Source organism: Myxococcus sp. AM009 (assembly GCF_013372605.1).
GTDB classification, from domain to species: domain Bacteria; phylum Myxococcota; class Myxococcia; order Myxococcales; family Myxococcaceae; genus Myxococcus; species Myxococcus vastator.
The window spans coordinates 45,576-67,531 of the sequence record NZ_JABXEP010000007.1 but is presented as its reverse complement, the minus strand read 5'-3'; the positions used below and the strand labels follow the sequence as shown (position 1 = coordinate 67,531).

General features: G+C 70.1%; 13 protein-coding genes. 9 read left to right on the top strand and 4 right to left on the bottom strand.

The genetic code is table 11. The annotated features are described in order from the left end of the window. Nucleotides 1–19: 19 nt before the first annotated feature. Together HV824_RS03355 and HV824_RS03350 are read left to right on the top strand one after the other, a co-directional pair. Nucleotides 20–6,490, top strand: coding sequence for a type I polyketide synthase (locus HV824_RS03355; RefSeq protein WP_176422638.1), 6,471 nt, complete (start codon nt 20–22; stop codon nt 6,488–6,490). 24 nt (nt 6,491–6,514) lie between these two features. Then, nucleotides 6,515–7,609: a fatty acid desaturase gene (locus HV824_RS03350; protein WP_176422637.1), complete on the top strand. Its 1,095-nt coding sequence runs from the start codon at nt 6,515–6,517 to the stop codon at nt 7,607–7,609. 19 nt (nt 7,610–7,628) lie between these two features. Here HV824_RS03350 and HV824_RS03345 read toward each other — a convergent pair whose 3' ends face one another. Together HV824_RS03345 and hutH are read right to left on the bottom strand one after the other, a co-directional pair. Continuing rightward, on the bottom strand, nt 7,629–8,180 hold the full coding sequence (locus tag HV824_RS03345) for a dihydrofolate reductase family protein (protein WP_176422636.1): 552 nt from the start codon (nt 8,178–8,180) through the stop codon (nt 7,629–7,631). A 244-nt stretch (nt 8,181–8,424) separates the two neighbouring features. Beyond that, entirely contained in the window at nt 8,425–9,951 is a 1,527-nt protein-coding gene (gene hutH / locus HV824_RS03340) for a histidine ammonia-lyase (RefSeq protein ID WP_176415458.1), read from the bottom strand. A 135-nt stretch (nt 9,952–10,086) separates the two neighbouring features. Between hutH and HV824_RS03335 the strand changes: the two genes are divergently transcribed. Together HV824_RS03335 and HV824_RS03330 are read left to right on the top strand one after the other, a co-directional pair. After that, nucleotides 10,087–11,364 (top strand): aspartate kinase, encoded by a 1,278-nt coding sequence (locus tag HV824_RS03335; protein ID WP_176422635.1) that lies wholly within the window; start codon nt 10,087–10,089, stop codon nt 11,362–11,364. A 4-nt stretch (nt 11,365–11,368) separates the two neighbouring features. Beyond that, complete coding sequence (locus HV824_RS03330; protein ID WP_176415460.1) at nt 11,369–11,785, top strand: helix-hairpin-helix domain-containing protein; 417 nt, start codon at nt 11,369–11,371, stop codon at nt 11,783–11,785. Nucleotides 11,786–11,889: 104 nt separating this feature from the next. Here the strand turns inward: HV824_RS03330 and HV824_RS37125 are convergent, their stop codons facing one another. Further along, nucleotides 11,890–12,042 (bottom strand): hypothetical protein, encoded by a 153-nt coding sequence (locus HV824_RS37125; protein WP_255207723.1) that lies wholly within the window; start codon nt 12,040–12,042, stop codon nt 11,890–11,892. 850 nt (nt 12,043–12,892) lie between these two features. Between HV824_RS37125 and HV824_RS03315 the strand changes: the two genes are divergently transcribed. Both HV824_RS03315 and HV824_RS03310 read left to right on the top strand, forming a co-directional pair. After that, nucleotides 12,893–14,077: a lipopolysaccharide assembly protein LapB gene (locus HV824_RS03315; RefSeq protein WP_255207722.1), complete on the top strand. Its 1,185-nt coding sequence runs from the start codon at nt 12,893–12,895 to the stop codon at nt 14,075–14,077. A gap of 167 nt (nt 14,078–14,244) precedes the next feature. Beyond that, nucleotides 14,245–15,426, top strand: a complete 1,182-nt coding sequence (locus HV824_RS03310; protein ID WP_176422634.1) for a glycosyltransferase family 2 protein — start codon at nt 14,245–14,247, stop codon at nt 15,424–15,426. Between the two features lie 18 nt (nt 15,427–15,444). Here HV824_RS03310 and HV824_RS03305 read toward each other — a convergent pair whose 3' ends face one another. Beyond that, nucleotides 15,445–16,293 carry a CHAP domain-containing protein gene (locus HV824_RS03305; RefSeq protein WP_176422633.1) on the bottom strand — a complete coding sequence of 283 codons (849 nt, stop codon included), beginning with the start codon at nt 16,291–16,293 and terminating at the stop codon, nt 15,445–15,447. Between the two features lie 135 nt (nt 16,294–16,428). Here HV824_RS03305 and HV824_RS03300 point away from each other — a divergent pair, with 135 nt between their 5' ends. From HV824_RS03300 to HV824_RS03290, 3 genes are all read left to right on the top strand, one after another. Beyond that, nucleotides 16,429–18,120 carry a HEAT repeat domain-containing protein gene (locus tag HV824_RS03300; RefSeq protein WP_217917049.1) on the top strand — a complete coding sequence of 564 codons (1,692 nt, stop codon included), beginning with the start codon at nt 16,429–16,431 and terminating at the stop codon, nt 18,118–18,120. A 44-nt stretch (nt 18,121–18,164) separates the two neighbouring features. Next, nucleotides 18,165–20,243, top strand: a complete 2,079-nt coding sequence (locus HV824_RS03295; protein WP_176422631.1) for an ATP-dependent helicase — start codon at nt 18,165–18,167, stop codon at nt 20,241–20,243. A gap of 90 nt (nt 20,244–20,333) precedes the next feature. Further along, nucleotides 20,334–21,956 carry an Hsp70 family protein gene (locus HV824_RS03290; protein ID WP_176415465.1) on the top strand — a complete coding sequence of 541 codons (1,623 nt, stop codon included), beginning with the start codon at nt 20,334–20,336 and terminating at the stop codon, nt 21,954–21,956.

Sequence of the window (21,956 nt, the reverse complement as noted above, 5' to 3'; positions counted from 1 at the left end):
CGTACCGGAGCCAATCGCCATGGGTTACTTCGCGGTCCCGTACGACATTCATTTCGATGACACGATGGCCTACGGGAGCCATCACTTCCTCACGAACTTCAAGTTTCAGTGTGCTGGGCGGGAGCACCTGCTCTTCAGCCCGGACGTGTTCGACGTGCCGGAGTTCCGGCGCGACTTCGACCAGGTGCTGCTGCTCACCTACGAGGGCTACTCGCGCAACCTGGCACCGGCCAACCTGGGAGACCGGTTGGTGGTGCTGACGACACTGGAGGAGCGGGGAGAGGTCTCCATCCGCTTCTGCTTCCGGACCTTCAAGAGCGATGGGTCGCCGGTGGCGTGCGGCTTCCAGACGGTGCTCTGTGCGGACCGGACGTCGGGCGCCCTGTGCTCTTTTCCCGCGTCCTTCCTGCGGTGCTTCGACTCCCTGTCGGGCATCTTCGAGCGCGCCGGGGCACGGAGCTTCCGGGACTGCGTCCAGCAGGGAGGCTCGGCGCTCAAGGACGTGTTTCCGGAGCCTCTCCGGGCGCTGGCGAAGTCGCTGCTCGCGGACCCGGCGTCCCTGGGGACGTCCCGCATCGTTTCGCTGGAGGGGGCGCCCGCGGCGCGTGCCGCCGCGCGGCCCGATGCACTGGTGCTGCCGCCGGGGGCGACGGCATTCCTGTTCGCCGGGCAGGGTTCGTTCGAGCCCGGGCTCTACCTCCAATTGAAGGCGCTTGAGCCTGACTTCGGAGACGAGCTTCAGGGGATCGCCGCCGCATGTCGGGCGGCCGGGGTGGAGGCGGAGCCGTTGCTTGTCGCGCGTGACGTCTCGGAGGTCCGGCGTGCGCTGGAACAGCGGCCTCAGCTCGACCAGCTGGGCATCTACCTGTCCGGCGTCCTGGGGGCTCGGTGGATGCAGCGTCAGGGGGCGCGGCCGGACGTGTTCGTGGGGCACAGCTTCGGGGAGATTGCCGCGATGACGGCGGCGGGTGCGCTCGACTTGAGCGCTGGCGCGCAGGTGGTCTGCCAGCGCATCCGGGCGCTTCAGGTGCTTCCCGACGACTTCGGGACGCTGGCGGCGGTGGCGCTCGGTGAGCCCGAGGCCGCCCGCGCCATCGCGGAGTGCGGCGCGTCGGGGTTGCACATCGCGGGACGCAATCATGCGCGGCAGACGGTGGTCGCGGGAGCGCGCGGTCCGCTCGAGCGTCTCCGCGCGCTGCTGGAAGGCCGGGGGCAGGGCTTCACCTTCGTTTCGAGCCGGTACCCCTTCCACCATCCAGACCTGGCGCCAGCCGCGAAGGCCTTCCGCGAGCTGCTGGGCCGTGTGCCCATGCAGGCGCCGCGTGGCCGCGTCTATTCGCCCATTGAGCGGCGCGCCTATGTGGGCGGGCAGCCAGAGTTGGCGGATGCGCTCGCATCGCACCTGGTGCGCTCGTTCGATTTCCTGGGGACGGTGGAGACGCTGTCCCGCGCGGGGTGCACGCGCTTCGTGGACTGCGGAACCACGGGAGTCCTGGCGCGCATCGTCCAGAAAATCATCCCGGCGGAGACGGCTGCCGAGGTGAGCGTCATCAGCAAGCTGCTTCCGGTTGAACCGAAGTCCGTGGATGTCGCCGCGGTCGACGACAGCGGCATTGCCGTGGTGTCGCTGGGCTGCATCCTCCCCGGGGGAGCGAAGGACCCGGAGACGTACTGGCAGAACATCCGGAAGGGCATCAGCGGCATCGTCGACCAGGGCCTGCTGAAGCCCGAGTTGGTGACGGACTTCGCGGGCCCCGCGGGGACTCCAGACCGGACGTACACCCTGCTGTCGGGGTGTGTGCGGGACGAGGACCTGGTCCCGCCGCCGGGCTTCGACTCGGCGCGTTTCCAGCGGTACGTCCGCGAGCAGAAGCTGCTGGCCATCGCCCTTTCGCAGGCCGTGCAGGGACTGAAGCCCATGGCATTGAAGGCGCCCGCGCGCATCCAGTGCCTGCTCGGTTCGACGGCGGAGGGGTCGGCCGAGTACGACGCCGCGCTGAGCGTGGAGGCTGGGGAGGCCCTGCTGTGCGCCCGGGGCGAGCGGGTTCAGGACGTCGCGGCGCTCGCGAGCGCGGCCCGTGAGGCATTTGGGGTGGACGCCATCTCCAGTGACCTGGCGCCGCATCCCACGTTGCAGGCCGTGGTGACGGACGTGGTGGGGCAGGGCGTCGCCACCACGCTGCTGGACGCTGCTTGTGCGTCGTCGCTCTATGCCATGGCGCTGGGCATGAAGGCGATCGAGCGTGGGGACGCGGACCTGATTCTCGCGGGCGGCGTGTTCTCGCCGGGGCCTGGCAACAGCTGTCTGTTCTCCCAGTTCAACGGACTGTCCGCCACGGGGAGCCGGCCCTTTGACGCGCGCGCGGACGGCGTCATCTTCGGTGAAGGCGCGGGCGTCGTGGGGCTGATGCGCTTGAAGGACGCCGTCGCGGCGGGGCACCGGGTCCATGCCGTCATTCGCGGCGCGGGGCTCTCCAGTGATGGCCGGAGCAGCTCGGCGAATGTGCCCCGGTCGGAGGGGCAGGTGGCCGCGATGGAGGCGTGCTATTCGGGAGCCCAGGTTGACCCGGCGAGCGTGCAGTATGTCGAGGCGCACGGGACGGCCACTCCCGCGGGGGACGCCACCGAGCTCAAGTCGATTGCTCGCGTCTTTGGTGGCAAGCGCAGCGGCGTTCAGCTCGCCAGCGTCAAGGCGTTGATTGGCCACGTGGGCTGGGCCGCGGGTGCCGCTTCGGTCATCAAGCTGTGCAAGGCGATGGAGCATCGGACCTTCCCGGTGCAGTCCAACTTCGATGCGCCCGGTGCCGCGCTGCGAGCCATGGGGCCGGGCTTCGAGGTGAACACGCGCGAGCAGCCCTGGCCGGAGAACGGCGAATTGCCTCGTCGTGCCGCCACCAACGGTTTTGGCTTCGGCGGAACCAATGCCCACCTGGTGCTGGAGGAGTACCGGGGGCCTTCGTCAGCGCCGAGGTCGCGCGAGGGCATCCCGTCGGACGCCGAACTCGTGGTCGTGGCCGCGGAGGGATTGTTCCCGGATGGACGCGGGCGACCCGAAGCAGGTGTTCCCGTCGAGCCAGGCACGCGCTTCGACCTGCAGGCACTGCGCCTGCCGCCCACTGTGCGCCTGCTGCCCGACATCTCCGAGGACATGGATGCGACGCATCACCTGGGGCTCGTGGTCGCGAGTGCGCTCGTCCAGAAGCTGGGGACGTTCGACACGCTCCGCGCGGGGACGGCCATCGTGTTGGGGCTCGAAGGCAAGACGCGCCGTGGCGTCGAGGCCGTCCAGCGCGTCCTGTCCTTCACGCTGCAACGGCGCTTGCGGGAGAAGGCTCATCGCGAGCCAGCGTCCGCCGCGGTGCTGCCCCTGGCGGAGCGTCTTCACTCCGCGGTGATGGGGAGCCTCCGTCCCTCGGGGCCGTACACGCTCCAGGGGATGATGCCGAACGTCACGCCCGGCCGTGTCGCGGGGGCGCTCGACGTCAAGGGGCCCAACTTCGTGGTGGATGCGGGGGCGGCGTCGTCTTCGGCGGCGCTCCAGGCTGCGCGAGGGCTGCTGGAGAGCGGCTTCGAGCTGGTCCTCGTGGGCAGTACGCACATCGGCAGGCCGGGTGAACTCAGGGGGGCACAGCCGCCCGAGGAAGGCGCGGCGCTCTTCGCCGTGACGACGGCGGAGAAGGCCCGAAGGCTCGGCTTGACGCCCATGTGCCACCTCCGGCTTTCGACTCGTGGCGCGAAGGGGGCGGGTGCGGGTGTCGACCTGCCACCGCACTCGGCGGCGGAGAGCCTGGCGTTGCTGCGCGCCGTCCAGGCGGCGGCGGAGGGCCGTGCTGGCACGCTGCGGTTCCACCCCGATGCCGCGACGGGTGTCCGGCTGGAAGTGCAGCTCCGGCCGATATCGCTTCGGACGCATCCTGATGCCGTGACGGACGGCCGAAGCGAGCTGCCATCCCGGCCACCAGAAGGAATAAGACTGGGTGCCTCCCGTCCCGTTGAATCCGCGTCGTCACCAGTCGACGGCGCCTCGGGAGGCTTCGACCATGCCGCGCCCATTCAGTACCTGTCGCCCGTGCTGGTGGAGCGGCCAGCTCGGAAGACGCGGCCGTCATATCTCAGAGGTCGTCGGGTGCTGTTCATCGCGGAGGACGTGACACTCGCGCGCGAGCTCGCGGCCCGGGCCGATGCCCTTTGTGGAGCGGAGCACCTGATTCTCTGCCCGGGAACAGGTTCGGATTCGGGACGCCTCCGGTACGTCGACCTCACGACTGACGCCTCAGCGGAGGCCGGACTGGCCGCGTCTGGCTTCGAGCCCGAGGTCATCCTCGCGGTCAGCCGCAGCGAGGCAGGGGCGCTCGAGGCCGCGGTGGTCGCGGACACCGCGATGAAGCACGGGGCCCTGGAGTTGCTCTTCCTGGTCGCCCGTCGCGCGTATGAGCGCCTGTCTCGTGGTGAAGTGGAGCTGGTGAGCCTGTGCATTGGCGCCGTGGGTCCACGGCGATGCCTGCATCCAATGTCGGGACTGTTCGCGGGAATGCTCAAGTCCATCGGGCGGGAAGTGCCTGCCCGGAAGGTTCGGGCCATCTCCACCACGGCCATGCCGGTCCAGGAGGCGCTCGAGCTGGCCGAGGCTGAGCTGGGCTCGGAGGTGGACGGGAATCACTCCATCGAGGTCTGCTTTGATGGTCCGCTGCGCTGCGTCCGCGTGCTGCGGGTGACGGACATCACGGCGGACCCGGTGGCGACGCTCGATGCGCGCTCGGTGGTCCTGCTCACGGGCGGAGGGCGGGGCGTCACGGCGGTCCTCGCGGGGGCCCTGCTCAAGCGGTTTGGATGCAAGGTGGTGCTCGTAGGCCGGAGTGACCCGGATGAGGCACCCTTGCGCGTGCTCCAGACCCGTGAGGAAGACCTGCCGGCGGTGGAGCGGGAGTTCTACGCCTCGGAGCTGGCCAGCAACCGGGGCGTGCGCATGCCAGCGCTGCGCAAGCGCTTCGAGCGCTTCCTGGCCGCTCGCGAGCTGAAGGCCACGCTGGAGGGCCTGAGCCGGCTCCCGGGCGAGGTGCTCTACCGGGCCGCGGACGTGACGCGCGCGGCGGACGTGGATCGCGTGGTCCAGGAGATCGTCGACACGCATGGGCGGCTGGACCTGGTGGTGCATGGGGCGGGCACGCAGACGTCCAAGAAGCTGAACCGGAGGCAGCTCGGGGAGCTGCGCACGAACCTGGGCACCAAGCTGCTGGGGCTCCGGAACCTGCGGGAGGCCTGCGTGGGCCGGCTCGCGCGGCCGGTGCCGTTCCACGTCCTCACCTCCGCGTTCAGCTACATCGGGAATGACGGGCAGGCGGACTACGGCGCGGCGAACGAGGCGCTGGACCGGCTCTGCGCCTGGGTCAGCGACGCGAGCCAGGAGGTCCGTTGGTGCAGCGTGGGCTGGCTGGCCTGGGACGGAATCGGCATGACGCGGGGCTCGGAGTACCGCGTGCTCGGGGCCAGCCGGCATCTGCGTGGCATCCGAGCGGAGGAGGGCGAAGCGCTCTTCCTCCAGCTCGTGGATGGGCGGCCTCGACAGGCCATCAACGTCCAGCTCACGGAGAGCGAGCGTTCCTACTACGCACTGGAGGTCCTGCCCGCGGAGGAGTCGCGTTCCGCGTCGGCTGGGCCCGTGCAGCGCGAGCTGGTCGTGGACGCGGCGAGTGTGCCGTGCCTGGAGGACCACCTCGTGCGTGGCACGCCCACGTTGCCTGGGGCCTGGGCGTTGGACCTGATGCTGCAAGCGGCGGTGGGCAACGGGCGGCCGGAGCTGCGCACCGTCACCATCGAGGACGTCCGGTTCTCGCGCTTCATCCGCGTCAAGCCGGGGGGCCGCCAGCGCCTGCGCGCCGAATGCACGCCCCTCATCGATGTGCCCGGACGTCTTGGCGTGCGGGTCCGGCTGATGGGGGACATCGTCCATGCCTCGGGGGTCGTGCTGGAGAAGGACCTCGTCTATGCGGAGGCGCGGTTCACGCTGACGGCGGAGCCGCCTCGGGGCACGCCGGAGCTGGATGCGGCGGTGCCGTCGGGACAGGCACTGCGGGTCCACGACCCGCACTGCGCCGCGGGAGCGCCCATCGAGCTGCGGAAGATGTTCGACTGCCTGGAGGAGATTCACATCGAGCCGTCGGCCCGGTTCGCGCGGCTGGGGCTGCCGACCGAGCCGCGTCAGGCGGGCAGCACCGTGCCCGCGCTCGTCCTGGATGCCGCCTTGCGGCTGAGCGCGATGCACGTGGATGGGGAGTCGAGCGCGGTGTTCGCGCCCATCCAGTTCCAGCGGGCCACGTTCGACCGGAGCCTGGTGGACGTCCGGGGTGGCGCGCCGCTTCGCCTCTCATTGAAGGCTCTTCCGCCGCGAGTGGATGGCGACCTGCTGGAGTGCGGCAGCGTCGCGGCGCTCGACGAGGCGGGGCGGCTTCGGATGTTGCTCGAGGGCGGCCTTGCGCGGCCCATGGCTTGAGACCTCCTACCTTCGGGTGAACGCATGAGTTCTTCGATTCCGCAGGCGGGCTTCATTCCCGCCGATGACCCCCGGCGGCTGCGGTCCGAGCTGCGCCGGGTGATGCCGCCGGAGTCCTTCCAGCCGCAGCCCCTGCGAGGCGTCATCGCGCTCGGGCTGGTTCCGGTGATGGGGGGCTTGATGTGGGCCGCGGGAAGCGGGCGGCTGCCGTGGTGGGCGTGCCTGCTCATCTCGTTCGTGCTCGGGCAACTGGTAACGGCCGTGGGGCTCGCGGCGCATGAGGCGCTGCACCACGCGGTGTTCCGCAGCAGGGCGCTCGAGAGTCTCCTGGGCTGGGTGGGCTTCAGCCCATTCCTGGTGACGCCTGGGAACTGGCGGGCGTGGCACGTCCAGGCACACCACAGCGCGGCGAACGTCCTGGTTCGCGACCCGGACATCCTGCCGCGTCAGAGTGAGTGGCGGACCCAGTGGTTCGCCAAGGTGTTCCACGCGATGTCCCCGGGTTCGGGCTCGTTGCTGAGCTTCGTCAGCTTCAGCTTCTTCTTCACCGCGCAGGGACAGGCGTTCCTCTGGCACCACAGCCGGCTGCCGCAGTTCCAGCATGTGCACATGCACCGGACGCGGGAGCGCATCCTCACGGTGCTCGTGACGCTGGGCTGGGTCGCGGTGGGCTGGTGGATGGGGCCGCTAGGGGCGCTCTATGCGCTCATCCTTCCGCTCCTCATCGGCAACGTCACCTTGATGATCTACATCGCCACCAACCACTGGCTGCTGGCCGCGCACGAGGAGTCCGACAACCCCTTCGTGAACACGGCCAGCGTGGCGACGCATCCGGTGATGGACTGGCTGCACTACAACTTCAGCCACCATCAGGAGCACCACATCTTCCCGGCGATGAGCCCGAAGTTCGCGCCGCTGCTTCGCAAGCAGCTGCGCGAACTCAACCCCGAAGCGTCGCAGGTGTACCCGCACCTGCACGCGCTTCGGATGTTGTACCGGCGCCCGGCGCTCTATTCCGAGGATGGACAGACGCTCATGACGTCAGAGGGGACGCCGTCGATTCCCACGGACGAGCTACGCCGCCAGCTCAAGGCCCCGGAGGTCGCCAGCGCCCGCTAATCCTGCTCGTGGTGTACCCCTACGCTGCTCCATAGGTGAGCACCAGGTTTCCACAGCGGAACGCGCGCTGATCCAGGAGCCGCAGCTTGCATGGCTTCGTGAAAACCGTGCGCCCGCCACCCAGCGCGACCGGGACAATCACGAACTGGTACTCGTCCACGAGCCCTGCCTCGCCGAGTTGCGTGGCCACGCTGCCGCTGCCGAGCAAGGTGATGCCGGGCCCACCGCTCGCTTTGAGGGCGCGCACGGCCTCAATCAAATCGCCCTTCAGGAGCTGCGTGTTGCTCCACGTCGGCTGGATCGTCCTCGACACGACGAACTTCGCCGCGGCGTTCATGCCCTTGGCGACGACCGGCATCTGCTGCATTGCGAGCGGCGTCGGCCAGTACGCCTCCATCATTTGGTACGTCTTGCGGCCGAACAGCAACGCGCCGCGCGAGCGCGCGTTACTCCCAACCCAGTCGGCGAACTCAGGATCCTCCCGGCCAGCGTGCGCCCAGCTCATGTCGCCGCGAGCGTCAGTGAAGTACCCATCGACCGAGATCGATTCGAAGACCCGAAGTCGCTGCATCCCTGCCTCCCGTGGAGGGAGGCATACTTTAGAAATATCTTGATTGAAAAGCGTCCGCGACGAATGGCCCCGCGTTGGCGCATGCGGTGCCGCGCACGGGCCCCGCCCGTCATCAAGCCTTCCGGCACGACGTCCACCGGACGGCTACGCCGAACGTGAAGTGAATGGCCTGGATGCAACGAGCGGAGGTGCTCGGATCCAGGCCTTCACCAGCGGTGGGCGCTCGACGTTTTTCGTCCTGGCATCAGGCCGTGGCGGAGCGCACCGCCGCGAGCAGCTCGCCGGAGTCGACGAGCTGGGTCACCGCCTCGATGTCCCGGTGCAGCTCGCGGTCCTTGTCCATGTGGGGGACCTTCGAGCGGACCAGCTCGTACGCCGCGAGGGCGCCCTTGCCGGGCTTCAGCGGCAGGCGGAAGTCCAGGGCCTGCGCCGCCACCAGGATTTCAATCGCGAGGCACGAGCGGGCGAAGTCGCTGACCTGACGGCCCTTGAGCGCCGCCGTCATGCCCATGGACACGTGGTCCTCGCGGCCCGCGGACGACGGAATCGAGTCCACGGACGCGGGGTGGCTCAGCACGCGGGACTCGGCCACCAGCGCCGCGCTGGTCACCTGCGCGATCATGAAGCCGGAGTTCAGCCCGGAGTTCTTCGCCAGGAACGCGGGCAGGTTGGACAGCGCCGGGTTCACGAGCTGCTCCACGCGCCGCTCGCTGATGGACGACAGCTGCGTCAGCGCCATGGCCACCACGTCCATGGCCAGGGAGATGGGCTGGCCGTGGAAGTTGCCGCCCGACACGATGCGCTCCGTGTCCGCGAACACGAGCGGGTTGTCCGTGGCGCTGTTGACCTCCACCTCCAGGATGCGTCGGGAGAACGCGATGCCCTCACGCGCCGCGCCGTGCACCTGCGGCATGCAGCGCAGGGAGTAGGGGTCCTGCACCTTGCTGCAGTGGATGTGTGACTCCACCAGCTCGCTGCCCACCAGGATGCGCCGCAGGTGCGCTGCCACGTCCTTCTGGCCCGGGTGCGCGCGCACGTCGTGAATCTCGGGGATGAAGGGCTTGTGGCTTCCCAGCAGGCCCTCCAGCGTCATGGCGCCCGCGACGTCGGCGAGGTCCGCCAGGGACTCCGCGCGGAGCTGGAGCAGGGTGCCCACGGCGCACATGGCCTGGGTGCCGTTCACCAGGGCGAGGCCCTCCTTGGCCTCCAGCACCACCGGCTGCAGGCCCGCGCGCTCCAGCGCCTGCTTCGCGGGCATCCGCTGGCCCTGGTAGAAGGCCTCGCCTTCGCCGATGAGGACGAGCGCCAGGTGCGCCAGCGGGGCCAGGTCTCCGGAGGCGCCCACGCTGCCCCGCTCGGGGACCACGGGCACGACCTCCCGGTTCAGCATGTCCAGCGCCAGGGCCAGCGTCTCCATGCGGATGCCGGAGTAGCCCTTGGCGAGCACATTACAACGCAGCAGCAGCAGCGCTCGGGCTTCCGGCAGGGGGAGGGGCGTGCCGACGCCACAGGCGTGGGACAGGATGAGGTTGCGCTGGAGGTCGCGCAGGTCCTTCTTGTCGATGCGGACCTCGGCCAGCGTGCCAAAGCCGGTGTTGATGCCGTAGGCGGGCGTGTCTCCGGCGGCGACGCGGTCCACCAGGGCGCGCGAGGCCCGCACGCGGGTGGCGGCGTCGGGCGACAGCTCCACGGTGGCCTCGTTGCGAGCCACCTGGAGGATTTCCTCGAGCTTCAGGGTGTCACCGTCGATGAGGATACGGGGGCGCGACATTCGGGGCTCCAAGGGGTGCGGCGAAAGGGCGGGCACCCTAGCGTAAACGGGTGCGGGGGTGCTGGCCGGCGCTTTACACCCAGCGGCCGGGCTCGTATAGCTCCCGCCCGTCTGAAGAGGGAGGTTGCAGGCGCCGTGGCACTCATCGTCCAGAAGTATGGCGGTACCTCCGTAGGTGACGTGGCCCGCATCAAGAACGTGGCCCTTCGCTGTCTGGCCGCCCAGGAGGCCGGGCATGACGTGGTCGTCGTCGTGTCCGCCATGTCCGGCGAGACGAACCGGCTGCTGAAGCTGGTGACGCAGATCACCGACCGGCCGGACGAGCGCGAGCAGGACGTCGTCGTGGCCACCGGTGAGCAGGTCACCATCGGCCTGCTGGCCATGGCCATCCACGCCCAGCAGGGGAAGGCGACCAGCTTCCTCGGGCACCAGGTGCGCATCGTCACCGACAGCACCTTCTCCAAGGCGCGCATCAAGAGCATCGACGCGCAGCCCATCCGCGCCGCGCTGGCCCGGGGGCACATCGTCGTGGTGGCGGGCTTCCAGGGCGTGGACGAGTCCGGCAGCGTCACCACGCTGGGCCGTGGCGGCTCCGACACTACCGCAGTGGCGGTGGCCGCCGCGCTGAACGCGGACGCCTGTGAAATCTACACGGACGTGGACGGCGTCTACACGACCGACCCCAACATGGTTCCGTCCGCGCGCAAGCTGGACCGCATCACCTACGAGGAGATGCTGGAGCTGGCCAGCGTGGGCGCCAAGGTGTTGCAGATCCGCTCGGTCGAGTTCGCCATGAAGTACAAGGTGCCGCTGTGGGTGAAGTCGTCCTTCACCGACGACCCCGGCACCCTCGTGTGTGAGGAGGACAGTTCCATGGAGGATGTGCTGGTCCGCGGCGTCGCGTATGACCGCAACGAGGCGAAGATCATGGTGTGCGGTGTGCCGGACGTCGCGGGCGCCGCGGCGAAGATCTTCGGTCCGCTCAATGAGAAGCACATCGTGGTGGACCTCATCGTTCAGAACCCGTCCAAGGATGGCCGCACGGACGTGACCTTCACCGTGGGCAAGACGGACTTCGTCACCGCGCAGGAAGTGGTGCGGAAGGTCGCCGAGGAGATTGGCGCGTCCGGCATCGAGACGGACGGGGACATCGCCAAGGTGTCCATCGTGGGCGTCGGTATGCGCAATCACTCGGGCGTGGCGGCGCGGATGTTCCAGGCGCTGTCCGCCGAGGGCATCAACATCCAGATGATCTCCACGTCGGAGATCAAGGTGTCGTGCGTGGTCCACGCCAAGTACACGGAGCTGGCCGTGCGCGCGCTGCACACCGCCTTCGGGTTGGATCAGCCGATGCCGCCGGAGGGCGTCTCCGCCGTCTCCGAGACGGCGGCCCTGATGGGCGAGAAGGTCTGAGGGCGTGGCGAGCCGCACCGCCGCGCTCGCCGCCGTGGCGCTGGGGGTGTTGGGCGTGGGCGTGATCGCACGCCTGCGCTGGCCGGATGCGGCGCCCGCGTTGGACTGCGCCGCTGCGTCAGTGCGGATCCGTCCGGATGGTGTGGCCGTCTGCGGTGACGGCGCGGTGCCGACCGGGGCGCAGGCGCTGGCCCTGGGGCGTCCGTTGGACTTGAACTCGGCGACCGAAGAGGAGCTCGCCCTGCTCCCAGGCGTCGGGCGTTCCCTGGCGCGGAGCCTCGTGGAGGCTCGCGAGGCGCAGGGCGGGTTCAAGAGCTGGGATGACGTGGATGCCGTTCGTGGCGTGGGTGCTGCCAAGTTGCAGACCCTCCGGGCGGCCGCGGCGCTTGGAGCGCCTCCGGACGCCGGGCCCGTGTGGTAAGCACGTCGGGTGCAGATCTCGTGCCCTCAGTGCTCGATGCAGTACGTCCTCGACTCCCGCCTGCTGCCACCGGGCGGCGCCTCCGTTCAGTGCACGCGCTGTGGTCACGTGTTCAAGGCCGCGCCACACGGCGCGCCGCCGCCCTCGCTTTCAACGCCGGCGGTGACGGGCGGGGCGGCGCCCGCGCGCTCGAGCATGAAGTCCACGCAGCTCTTCGGGGGGACGCCCCCTGGCGCCACGGCGGGTGCGTCCGTCACGACGACGACGCAGGTGTTCGGCGCGGGGGCCGCGGAGCGTCCGGCGCAAACACCTTTGCCGGGGGCGCCAGCGGGTACGACGCAGTCGTACGGTGCGGTGGCCTCGAAGGGGCAGGGCGCCGACAACGCGACGCAAGCGTTTGGAGCGGTGCCTCCCGTTGGAACCCCGCGGACCGTCGGGGCCGCTCCGGCAGCGAGCAACGCGACGCAAGCGTTCGGGGCGGCGCCCCCAGTGGGCAGGACGCAGGCCTTCGCCGAGGTGCCGGGCCCGCGGCATGCAAGCAACGCGACGCAGGCATTCGGCGCGGTGCCTCCGGTCGCCTCCGAGCCGCGGACGCAGGCGTTCGGGACAATCCCCTTCAGGGGACCGGCGGCCGATGCCGGCGCCTCGCCGCAGGGCGGGGCTCCCGGAGCCGGGACACAGGCGTTCGGCGCGGTGCCTCCGGTGGCACCTGCGATTCCCATTGTGGGAAGGACGCAGACCTACGGCGCGGTTCCCGGACAGCAACCTGGGTCGCCAGTGAGTGCCGGACATGGCTCCGTGGCACCAGGTCACGCGACCCAGACCTTTGGTGCGTACGCTCCCGCGCGGGCTGGCGCCTCCATGACGCCAGACCCGGGCTCTGTGCCCACGCCTCCTCCCGTGAGCCCGGTTCACGCCGCCGGGGCGCAGGTTGCATCCCAGGGCGCCGCCTCGCCGGACGGCGTCCCTGTTGGATTCGCCGCGCCTCCCGCGAGTGATTCCGTGGCGCCGCTGGGGCGCAGTCAGACGTTCAGCGCCGTTCAGCCGCCTGCCTCCGAGGCGCCTGTGGGGTCGAAGCGGGTCTTCGGCTCCGTGCCGCCCGTTCCCATGCCCGCACTCGATGCCGCCGAACCCTTCGCGGGCGTCCGGTCGACGAGCCCCTTCGGTCTGTCACCGCTGTCCGGCGCTGATGGTGGCATCCAGCTCCCTCCTGAAGCGGAGCCCGCCGCCACGCCGGGCACGGGGACAGGGGGGCCGAGCTCCCTCGACGACTCCAGAGGCTCGGACCTGGGCCCTCTGGCGGGAGCCGCGTCGCGCCGGGCCCCGCTGGAGCTCCCTCCGGACCTGATTGCGTCGACCCGCCTGTCGATGGACGGCGCGCGAGCGTTCGAGAACGGCGGCGCTCAACGAATCCGTCCCCGAGTTGTGTTGGCCAGCCTGTTCGGGCTCCTCGTGGTGGCCTCGCTGGGCTACGTCGCGCTGAAGAATCGCGGGGTGGAGATTCCCGCCACCGTGGTGGAGGCGACGGACCGAGCATCGGTGCTGCTCCGTCGGGATGACGCAGCCTCTCGCGAGCAGGCCATCGAGCGGCTGCGAGTCATCGCCATCGCGAATCCCGGCTACGTCGACGTCCAGGCCGAGCTGGCGGTGGCGCTCACCCTGAAGCTGTCCGACGTCCAGGCCGATTCCGAACGGCTGCGGCTCCGGGGCGATGCCATTGCCCGGGGGCTGGAGGCCGCGGCGAAGATGCGCGTCCTGGCCGAACAGGTGGCTCGCCGCACCTCGCTCCAGCAAGAGCAGGAGGCCAACGCGCGCGACATGGCGTCCCTGCGTGTCACCACCGATACGCTGCGCAAGGAACTGGACGTGCAGTTGTCCCAGTTGAGCAAGGCGCCGGAGTCCGAGCCGCCCAGCGCCGCGGCGGCACGGCTCAAGGCTCGCGCCCTCCATGCCGCTGTCCTGGCGGCGCCGGACTCCCTGGCCCTGGCAGAGCGTCTGCGCAACGTGGAGCGCGCACCGCATCCGTGGAGCACGCTGGTTCGGGCCGAGTACGCGATGAGCGCCGGGTCGCCGCCGGAGTCGCTCGAGGCGGTGGCCAAGGCGCTGGATGCGCTGCGCCAGGCTGACAGCACGCTGCTGCGCGCCTACCTGCTCGGCGCGCGCGTGGCGCTGAAGCTGAAGGACACGGCCACCGCTCGTTCACTCCTGGACGACGCCGTGGCGCTGAACCCGAACCACCAGGCGGCGGCTCGGCTGATCGCGCAGATTGACGCGGACGCCGCCTCGCCCTGAAACGACGACCGCGTCCTCAAGCGCGAGGGCTGGAGAAAGTCCAGTCCCGCACCCAGCGCCGAGCCCTCCGTGGCGCCACTGCGTGTGATTTCAAGTGCGTGGAGGAGGCACGCCTCTTGCTGAACCCGGACCCGTTTCGAGGACTGGGTGCTTGGGAGGCAGGGTTGATGGCGGAGGTCTTCTTCTGGAGTGCGGTGCTGCTGCTCGCGCACACTTACTTTCTCTACCCCTTGAGCCTTTTTTTGCTCGAGGGGGCCGCGCAGGTGCTCAAGAACGCCCGCGATGTACGGCGCGCGGAAACAGTCAAGCAGGGCTCCGGCGGGCAGCGGGCGTTGCCCTCGGTGAGCCTGGTGGTGGCGGCCTACAACGAGGCCTCGTGCATCCAGCAGAAGCTGGAGAACAGCCTCGCGCTGGCGTACCCGGCGGAGCGGTTCGAGGTGCTCATCGGTTCGGATGGTTCGTCGGACGGGACGGATGAGCTCGTCCGCGGCTGCTCCGACGCGCGGGTGCGGCTGTCGCCGGCGCCTCGGGCGGGCAAGACGACGGTGCTCAACCGCTGCATCCCCGTGGCGCGGGGGGACATCGTCGTCCTCTCCGACGCCAACACGATGATTGAACCCGAGGCCATCGAGCGGCTGGTGCGCCACTTCGAGGACCCGGAGGTGGGGGCTGTCTGCGGCAAGCTGCGGCTCTACAACCCCACGAAGCAGGACTACGAGGAGAGCGCGTACTGGAGCTACGAGTCGCTCATCAAGATGTACGAGGGGCGGCGCGGCGCGGTGGTGGGGGCGAACGGTGGCCTCTATGCCATCCGGCGCTCGCTGTTCACCCAACTGCCGCCGTCCACTATCGTGGACGACTTCGTGATTCCGCTGCGCATCCTGGAGCAGGGCTACAAGGTCGTCTACGAAGAGCACGCCGTGGCGCACGAGGAGACCACGGAGGATTACGGCAAGGAGTTCGGCCGCCGGGCGCGCATCGCCGCGGGCAACTTCCAGAGCATCCGCATGGTGCCCGGTCTGCTGCTGCCGACCGCGGGCTTCCCGGCCTTCGCCTTCTGGTCGCACAAGCTGCTGCGCTGGTGCGCCCCCGCGTTGATGGTGCTGGCGCTGGTGGCGAACCTGTTCCTGCTGGACCGGCACTTCTACCAGTTCACCTTGTTCAGCCAGGCGCTGTTCTACGCGCTCGCGTACCTGGGGAAGACGGGGGTGCTGAAGCGGGGCACGGCGAAGAAGGCCGCGTCGGTGGCGTACTACTTCGTGACCATGAACCTGGCCATCGTCGTGGGGTTCTGGCGCTTCCTGCGCAACTCGCAGCGCGCCGCGTGGGACCGGACGGCGCGCGCGTAGTCGGAGTCCAGGAGCCCGTTACCGCAGTGCCACGGGGACGGGCTTCTGGGCCTTGGGGTGCTTGGGCAGCACGCTGCCGTAGCCTCCGAAGAGCTGCCCGGTGAGGACGGGCGCGCGGTTGGGGCCCGGGTGCCGGAGCATGTCATTGAGCACCTCGCCCGTCTTCGGGTCCCTCCGCAGGTGCGGGCGCTCCAGGTTCATGCGGTAGCGCACGACGCCGCGGCGCACGCGGTGGATGACGGTGACTGTCCCGCTGGCGCTCACGTTCTCCACGATGCCCACGTGGGTGAGGCCGTCGTTGCGGCGCCCGTCGCGGTTCTGGTCATACGTCTCGTTGAAGAAGACGAGGTCGCCCGGGGTCGGCCGCTCTTCCGAATACACGCGGCCTCGCGAGCGGGCGAAGCGGTACATGGCGGTGACGCCGTTGTCGCCGGGCCGCACCGTCCCCCGGAAGGTGACGCCGGCCTGGGCGTAGACGCCTTCGATGAGGCCCGTGCAGTCGGACGGGTACTTCCGGCCGTTGAGCGAGACCTGCGTCTTGCCCACCAGCGAGCGCGCCGTCGTCACCACCCTGGCGCGGGCGTCACCGGCCACGGGGGTGGGGCGCGTGGCCCGGGCCGGCGTCGCGCGGGACTTTCCACCCGGCGCCCTGGCCGGGCGGGCGGCCACCTTGCCGGGACGCGCCGCGGGCGCCTCGCGGTTCGCCGTGGCCACCTGCTTGGACAGGGACTCACGCGGGAAGGCGGGCGGGGAGGCGGAGCGGTAGCGAAGACTGTAGGAGTCCAGCCATGGCTCCAGCGGCGCGCCCGTGGTGGCGCAGCCGGTCGCCAGCGTGGCGAGGATTCCCATCAGCGTGACTGTCCTCATGGTGCGACCTCCCTGTAGCGTCCTGGGGGCACATGGTCCGCCCGGGACGCTGTGTCGTCAAAAAACCTACCCAGGCAACCGTCCGTCCAGGCTCGGGTTTCCGGGTGGGCGCGGGTGCGGTATTGCTCCAGGGACATGGCCTCCTTTCGCCGAGCCCTCGCCGTCCTGTTACTGGCCACTGGCTGCCTCCCCTCGCCGTATGACCGCGCGGCGAAGAAGGACACCATCGACGGCTATCGCGCCTTCCTTCGCGAGTATCCCACGCACGCGGACACCGACGCGGCCGAGGCGCGGCTGGAGGAGCTGGAGTTCGAGGAGGCCAAACGCCTGCACACGGTGATTGCCTACAAGCGCTTCCTGGAGGCGTACCCCGACGCGTCCCAGGCGCGCACGGCGAAGACGCTGCTGGAGGGCCTGCGCTTCAACGGGGCGAAGGAGACGGACTCCGTCGCCGGCTGGCGTCAGTTCCTCCAGGAGCACCCGGAGGGCGTCCAGCGGGAGGAGGCGAAGCGCCTGCTGGCGGAGGCGGAGGCGCGCGAGCTGGCCACCACGGAGGATCCGCGCAAGCTGGCGGAGTACCTGCGCGCGTCGCCGGATGATCCCCGCCGCCAGGACGTGGAGGCGCGCCTGGATGACCAGTCGTTCGCCCAGGCGAAGGCCTCCGGCGCGACGAAGCTCTTCGCGTACCTCAAGGAGCACCCGGCCGGCGCGCACCGCGAGGAGGCGCGCGTCCTGTTGCTGCAACTGGAGGTGGAAGGCCTGCTCGTCTCCGGCCTGGTGGACGAGGCCGAGGCCCGGGTGAAGGCCCATCCCCTGGGCCCGAAGCTCACGGCCTTCCCGGAGCGGCTCGCCCGCGCCCGCGCCGAGCGCGCCGCCCTGGCCCGGCCGGAGCCCGCGGCCCAGGCGGCCCACGTGGGGCACTACCTGCGCGGGGTGGAGGACCTGAACCGCGCGCTGGTCGCGCCCGACGCGCTGGACCGTTGGCAGGCGGCGGAGGAGCTGGGCCAGCACGTGTCGGTGCGCGTGTTGGATCCGCTGCTGGAGAGCCTGCGCGCGGCGCGCAACCCGCTGATCCGCCAGCACGCCCTGGAGTCCCTGCGCACGGTGCTGGCGGCGCTGCCCAGGCCGGTGGCGGAGTACGAGGTGTCCTCGCGTCTGGACTCCCTGCGAGAGCGCGCCAACAGCGCGGAGATGTACCTCACGGTGGCGGTGCTGCTGGACCTGTCGGGGCAGCTGGCCCAGGCGTCCACGGAGTACCAGCGCGCCGCCGAGTCGGGCGTGCCGGATCCGGTCATCCTTCGGCGCTGGGTGCAGATTCGGGAGGAGCGGCGTCAGCACTTCTCCGCGGCGGTGGCGGCGCGGCAGCTGGCGCTGTGGTCGCTGGAGGTGGCGCAGGAGGAGCCGGTGACGCCCGAGGGCCGTGTTCCCCTGGCGTCGGCGCGGCAGCTGTGCGCGGCGGCCGTCAACGCGAACTTCGCCGTGGCGGCCATTGCCCGCGCCCGGGGCGCGAGCACCGAGTTCCCTGAGGACCTGGCGGAGTTCGAGCGCAAGGCGATGGACGCCAAGCGCCTGGCGGACGCGCGGCTGGCCGACGCGGAGTTGCTGCTGCGTGAGCAGACGCCCGGCGTGAAGACGTGCGCGGACCGCGGGGTGCGGGACCGCCTGGAGAACGGCGTGAAGGAGCGCACCGCCGCGCTGGACTCGGTGGCGACGAAGCTGCCGGAGGTGGGGCGGCTGCTCCTGGAGGTGGCGCGGGCGCGGGACCCGTCGCCCCAGGTCCGCGCGGCCGCGTCCGCCCGACTGACCGCGCTCAAGCCCGTCCCCTGATCCGGGTGTCCCGGGGCGCCGGGGCGGTTAGAGTCTGCGCCCCCATGGCCTCCCGCACCGATACGCTCCAGGCTCCGGCCGCGACGCCCTCGCCGCGGATCGACTACGCCGCCCTCCTCAACGAGGAGCAGCTGCGGGCGGTGGAGGCGGGGGAGGGGCCGGTGCTGGTGATTGCCGGCGCGGGCTCCGGCAAGACGCGAACGCTGACCTTCCGGGTGGCGCGCATGCTGGAGCGGGGCGTCCCCCCCGAAGGCATCCTCCTGCTCACCTTCACCAACAAGGCGGCGCGGGAGATGACGCGCCGGGTGGAGGCGCTGGCCGGCGCCTTCGTGGACGTGCGGCGCATCCTCGGTGGCACCTTCCACCATGCCGCGCACGTGCTGCTGCGCCAGTACGCGGGCGTGCTGGGCTTCTCCAGGAACTTCACCGTGCTGGACCGCGAGGACGCGCGGGACTTGATGGTGACGTGCATCGCCGAGCGCCGCCTCAAGAGCGACAAGCGCTTTCCCCGGCCAGACCTGGTGCTGGACCTGGTGTCCCTGGCGGCCAACCTCCAGCAGCCCGTGTCACATGTGCTGATGGACCGCCGGCCGCAGATGTTGCCGCTGGCGCCCGAGGTGCTCGCCGCCGCCGCGCGCTTCCAGCAGCGCAAGGCGCAGATGCACCTGATGGACTTCGATGACCTGCTGGTACACCTCAAGCGCCTGCTGACGCACCACCCGGACGTGAAGGCGCAGCTCACCGAGCGCTTCCGCTGCGTGCTCGTGGACGAGTATCAGGACACCAACCGGCTCCAGGGCGACCTGGTGGATCTGCTCGCCGGGGAGCGCAAGGACCTCACGGTGGTGGGGGACGACTGCCAGTCCATCTACAGCTTCCGGGGCGCGGACTTCACCAACATCATCGGCTTCCCCGAACGCTACCCGGGCTGCTCCGTCCACGCGCTGACGCGCAACTACCGCTCCACGCCGGAGATCCTGCGGCTGGCCAACACCTCCATCGCCCTCAACACGAACCAGTTCCCCAAGGTGCTGACGGCGGCCCGGGCTCCGGGCGTCAAGCCGCTCATCGTCCCCGCCCGGGATGCCGGGGCGCAGGCCGCCTACGTGGCCCAGCGCATCGGTGAGCTCCGGGAGCAGGGCCTGTCCCTGGAGGCCATGGCCGTGCTGTACCGGGCCCACAATCACTCGCTGGAGCTCCAGCTGGAGTTGACCCGGCGCGGCATCCCCTTCCGGGTGCGCTCCGGCGTCCGCTTCTTCGAGCAGTCCCACATCAAGGACGTGCTGGCCCACCTCCGGCTGGTGAACAACCGGGGGGATGAGCTGGCCTTCAAGCGCGTCATCCGGCGCGTCCCAGGCGTGGGACCGGCGACGGCCGAGCACCTCTGGACCGCCCTGCGCGCCTTGCCGGAGGGGACACCCCTGGCGGAGGGGCTGGCCCATGCGGACGTCCGCGCGCACCTGCCACGCAAGGCGCGGCAGGGCTTCCAGGCCTTCGGTGACCTGATGGGGCGGCTGACCCGCCCGGAGGCGCCCCCCTCACCGGGGCGGCTCATCGAGGACGTCCTCGCCGGGGGCTACGCGGACTTCCTCCGGGCGGAGTTCTCCGAGGAGGAGCACCGGGAGGACGACGTCCGCCAGCTGGCGGAGTTCGCCGGCCGCTTCGAGGACGTGGCGCGCTTCCTGTCGGAGATCGCCCTGGTGTCGGAGTTCGCGGCGGGGGAGGCCTTGAGGGAGGGGGCGCCTGAGGCGTGCCTGACGCTGTCCACCGTCCACCAGGCCAAGGGGCTGGAGTGGCGGGCCGTCTTCGTCCTCTGGCTGGCGGACGGACGGTTTCCGCTGTCCCTGGCCACGCGCCTGCCTGAGGAGGAGGAAGAGGAGCGGCGGCTGTTCTACGTGGCCCTGACCCGGGCGCGGGACACCCTGGCGCTGGTGTACCCCCAGTCCGTGCTGCCCCGGGACGGGGAGCGCATCCTCCTGCGGCCGTCCCGGTTCCTCCAGGAGCTGCCCGGCGGGGAGGACGCTCCGTTCGACCGGTGCACCCTGTCCACCCTGGAGGCGGAGCCCGAGGGAGCCATGGGGCAGCAGGGTCCCCCTCCGGGTGGATCGGACCCGGCGGACTGACACCGTCGCCCAGAAACGCGCACTCCCGTGCGCGACGTGATAGACAGTGGAATCAGGGGCGGCGTCTTCCGGCACGAGCCCCCTCACTTCATGGCGGACAGACCTCGCATCATCGGGATTGACCTCGGCACCACCAACACGCTGGTGGCGTCCGTCCGCAACCGCATCCCGAAGATCGTCCCCACCGATCGCGGCAACCTCACGCTGCCCTCCGTCGTGGCGCTGTCGGCGCGCGGCGACCTGTTGGTGGGCGGGGTGGCCAAGGATCAGATGGTCACCAACCCCAAGAACACGCTCTGGGGGACCAAGCGGCTCATCGGGCGGAAGTACAACTCCAAGGCGGTGGACGACCTCAAGGGGTACTTCCCCTACGACATCGTCGAAGGCCCCAACGGGGACGCCGCGGTGATGATGGGCGGCAAGCTGTACTCGCTGCCCCAGGTGTCCAGCTTCGTGCTGGGCCAGGTGAAGACCATCGCGGAGCAGTTCCTGGGCGGCCCCATCGAAGGGGCGGTCATCTCCGTCCCGGCCTACTACAACGACAACCAGCGCAACGCGGTGAAGGAGGCCGGCCGGCTGGCGGGCTTCGACGTGAAGCGCATCGTCAACGAGCCCACCGCCGCGGCGCTGGCCTACGGCTTCAACCGGGGGCTGGATCAGAAGGTCCTCGTCTATGACCTGGGCGGCGGCACCTTCGACGTGTCCGTGCTGCACCTGGCCGGCAACGTCTTCGAGGTCCTGGCCACGGGCGGCGACACCTTCCTGGGTGGCGCGGACTTCGACAACCGCATCATGGAGTACGTGCTGGAGCGCTTCCGGGAGGAGACCAAGTTCGACCTCGGCACGGAGAACCCCATCGCGCTCCAGCGCATCAAGAACGCGGCGGAGGCGGCGAAGATCGACCTCACGCTGATCCCCAACGTCGTCATCGACCTGCCCTTCATCGACGAGCGCAAGGGCAAGCCGCTGGATTTGCGCATCCCCCTGACGCGCGAGTTCCTCAACAGCCTCACCGGCGACCTGGTGGACCGCACCTTCGAGATCTGCGACCGCGTGCTGGAGGAGAAGGGCATCTCCCGCGCGGAGATCGACGAAATCATCCTGGTGGGCGGCCAGAGCCGCATGCCGCTGGTGCAGCAGAAGATTCAAGCGCACTTCGGCAAGGCGCCGCGCAAGGGCGTCCACCCGGACGAGTGCGTGGCCCTGGGCGCGGCGCTGCTGGGCGACTCGCTGGGCAGCATCGACGCGGTGACGCTGCTGGACGCGCTGTCCATGCCCATTGGCTACGCGATGCCCAACGGGCGCGTGAAGCGCATCATCGAGAAGAACTCGCTGATCCCCATGGTGAAGAGCTTCCGCCTGCCTCCTCCGAAGGAGCCGGGCTCGCCCTTCATCGAGCTGGACATCTACCAGGGGGACAGCGACCTGCTGGTGGACAACGAATATCTGGGCACGGTGCGCGTGCCCTCGGCCGCGGCTGGCCGGAAGATCGACTTCCGCCTCACCGAGGAGTGTCTGCTCCAGGTGACGGTGGAGGAAGCGAGCGGCATGCGCAAGGTGGACCTCGCCACCCGCGACACGCCGGAGCAGCTCAAGCGGGCGCTCCAGGAAGTCGCGTCGCGACACTCACAGCAGGTGCCCAGCTCCAGCAGCAGCGGGAGCGACGACCGGGGGCTCTTCTCCAGTATCAAGAGCATCTTCCGGAGGGGCTAG

Coding starts and splice junctions, on each gene's coding strand:
- HV824_RS03355 (WP_176422638.1), top strand. CDS start 20: ATGGGTTACTTCGCGGTCCCGTACGACATTCATTTCGATGACACGATG.
- HV824_RS03350 (WP_176422637.1), top strand. CDS start 6,515: ATGAGTTCTTCGATTCCGCAGGCGGGCTTCATTCCCGCCGATGACCCC.
- HV824_RS03345 (WP_176422636.1), bottom strand. CDS start 8,180: ATGCAGCGACTTCGGGTCTTCGAATCGATCTCGGTCGATGGGTACTTC.
- hutH (WP_176415458.1), bottom strand. CDS start 9,951: ATGTCGCGCCCCCGTATCCTCATCGACGGTGACACCCTGAAGCTCGAG.
- HV824_RS03315 (WP_255207722.1), top strand. CDS start 12,893: ATGCCCGCACTCGATGCCGCCGAACCCTTCGCGGGCGTCCGGTCGACG.
- HV824_RS03310 (WP_176422634.1), top strand. CDS start 14,245: ATGGCGGAGGTCTTCTTCTGGAGTGCGGTGCTGCTGCTCGCGCACACT.
- HV824_RS03305 (WP_176422633.1), bottom strand. CDS start 16,293: ATGAGGACAGTCACGCTGATGGGAATCCTCGCCACGCTGGCGACCGGC.
- HV824_RS03300 (WP_217917049.1), top strand. CDS start 16,429: ATGGCCTCCTTTCGCCGAGCCCTCGCCGTCCTGTTACTGGCCACTGGC.
- HV824_RS03295 (WP_176422631.1), top strand. CDS start 18,165: ATGGCCTCCCGCACCGATACGCTCCAGGCTCCGGCCGCGACGCCCTCG.
- HV824_RS03290 (WP_176415465.1), top strand. CDS start 20,334: ATGGCGGACAGACCTCGCATCATCGGGATTGACCTCGGCACCACCAAC.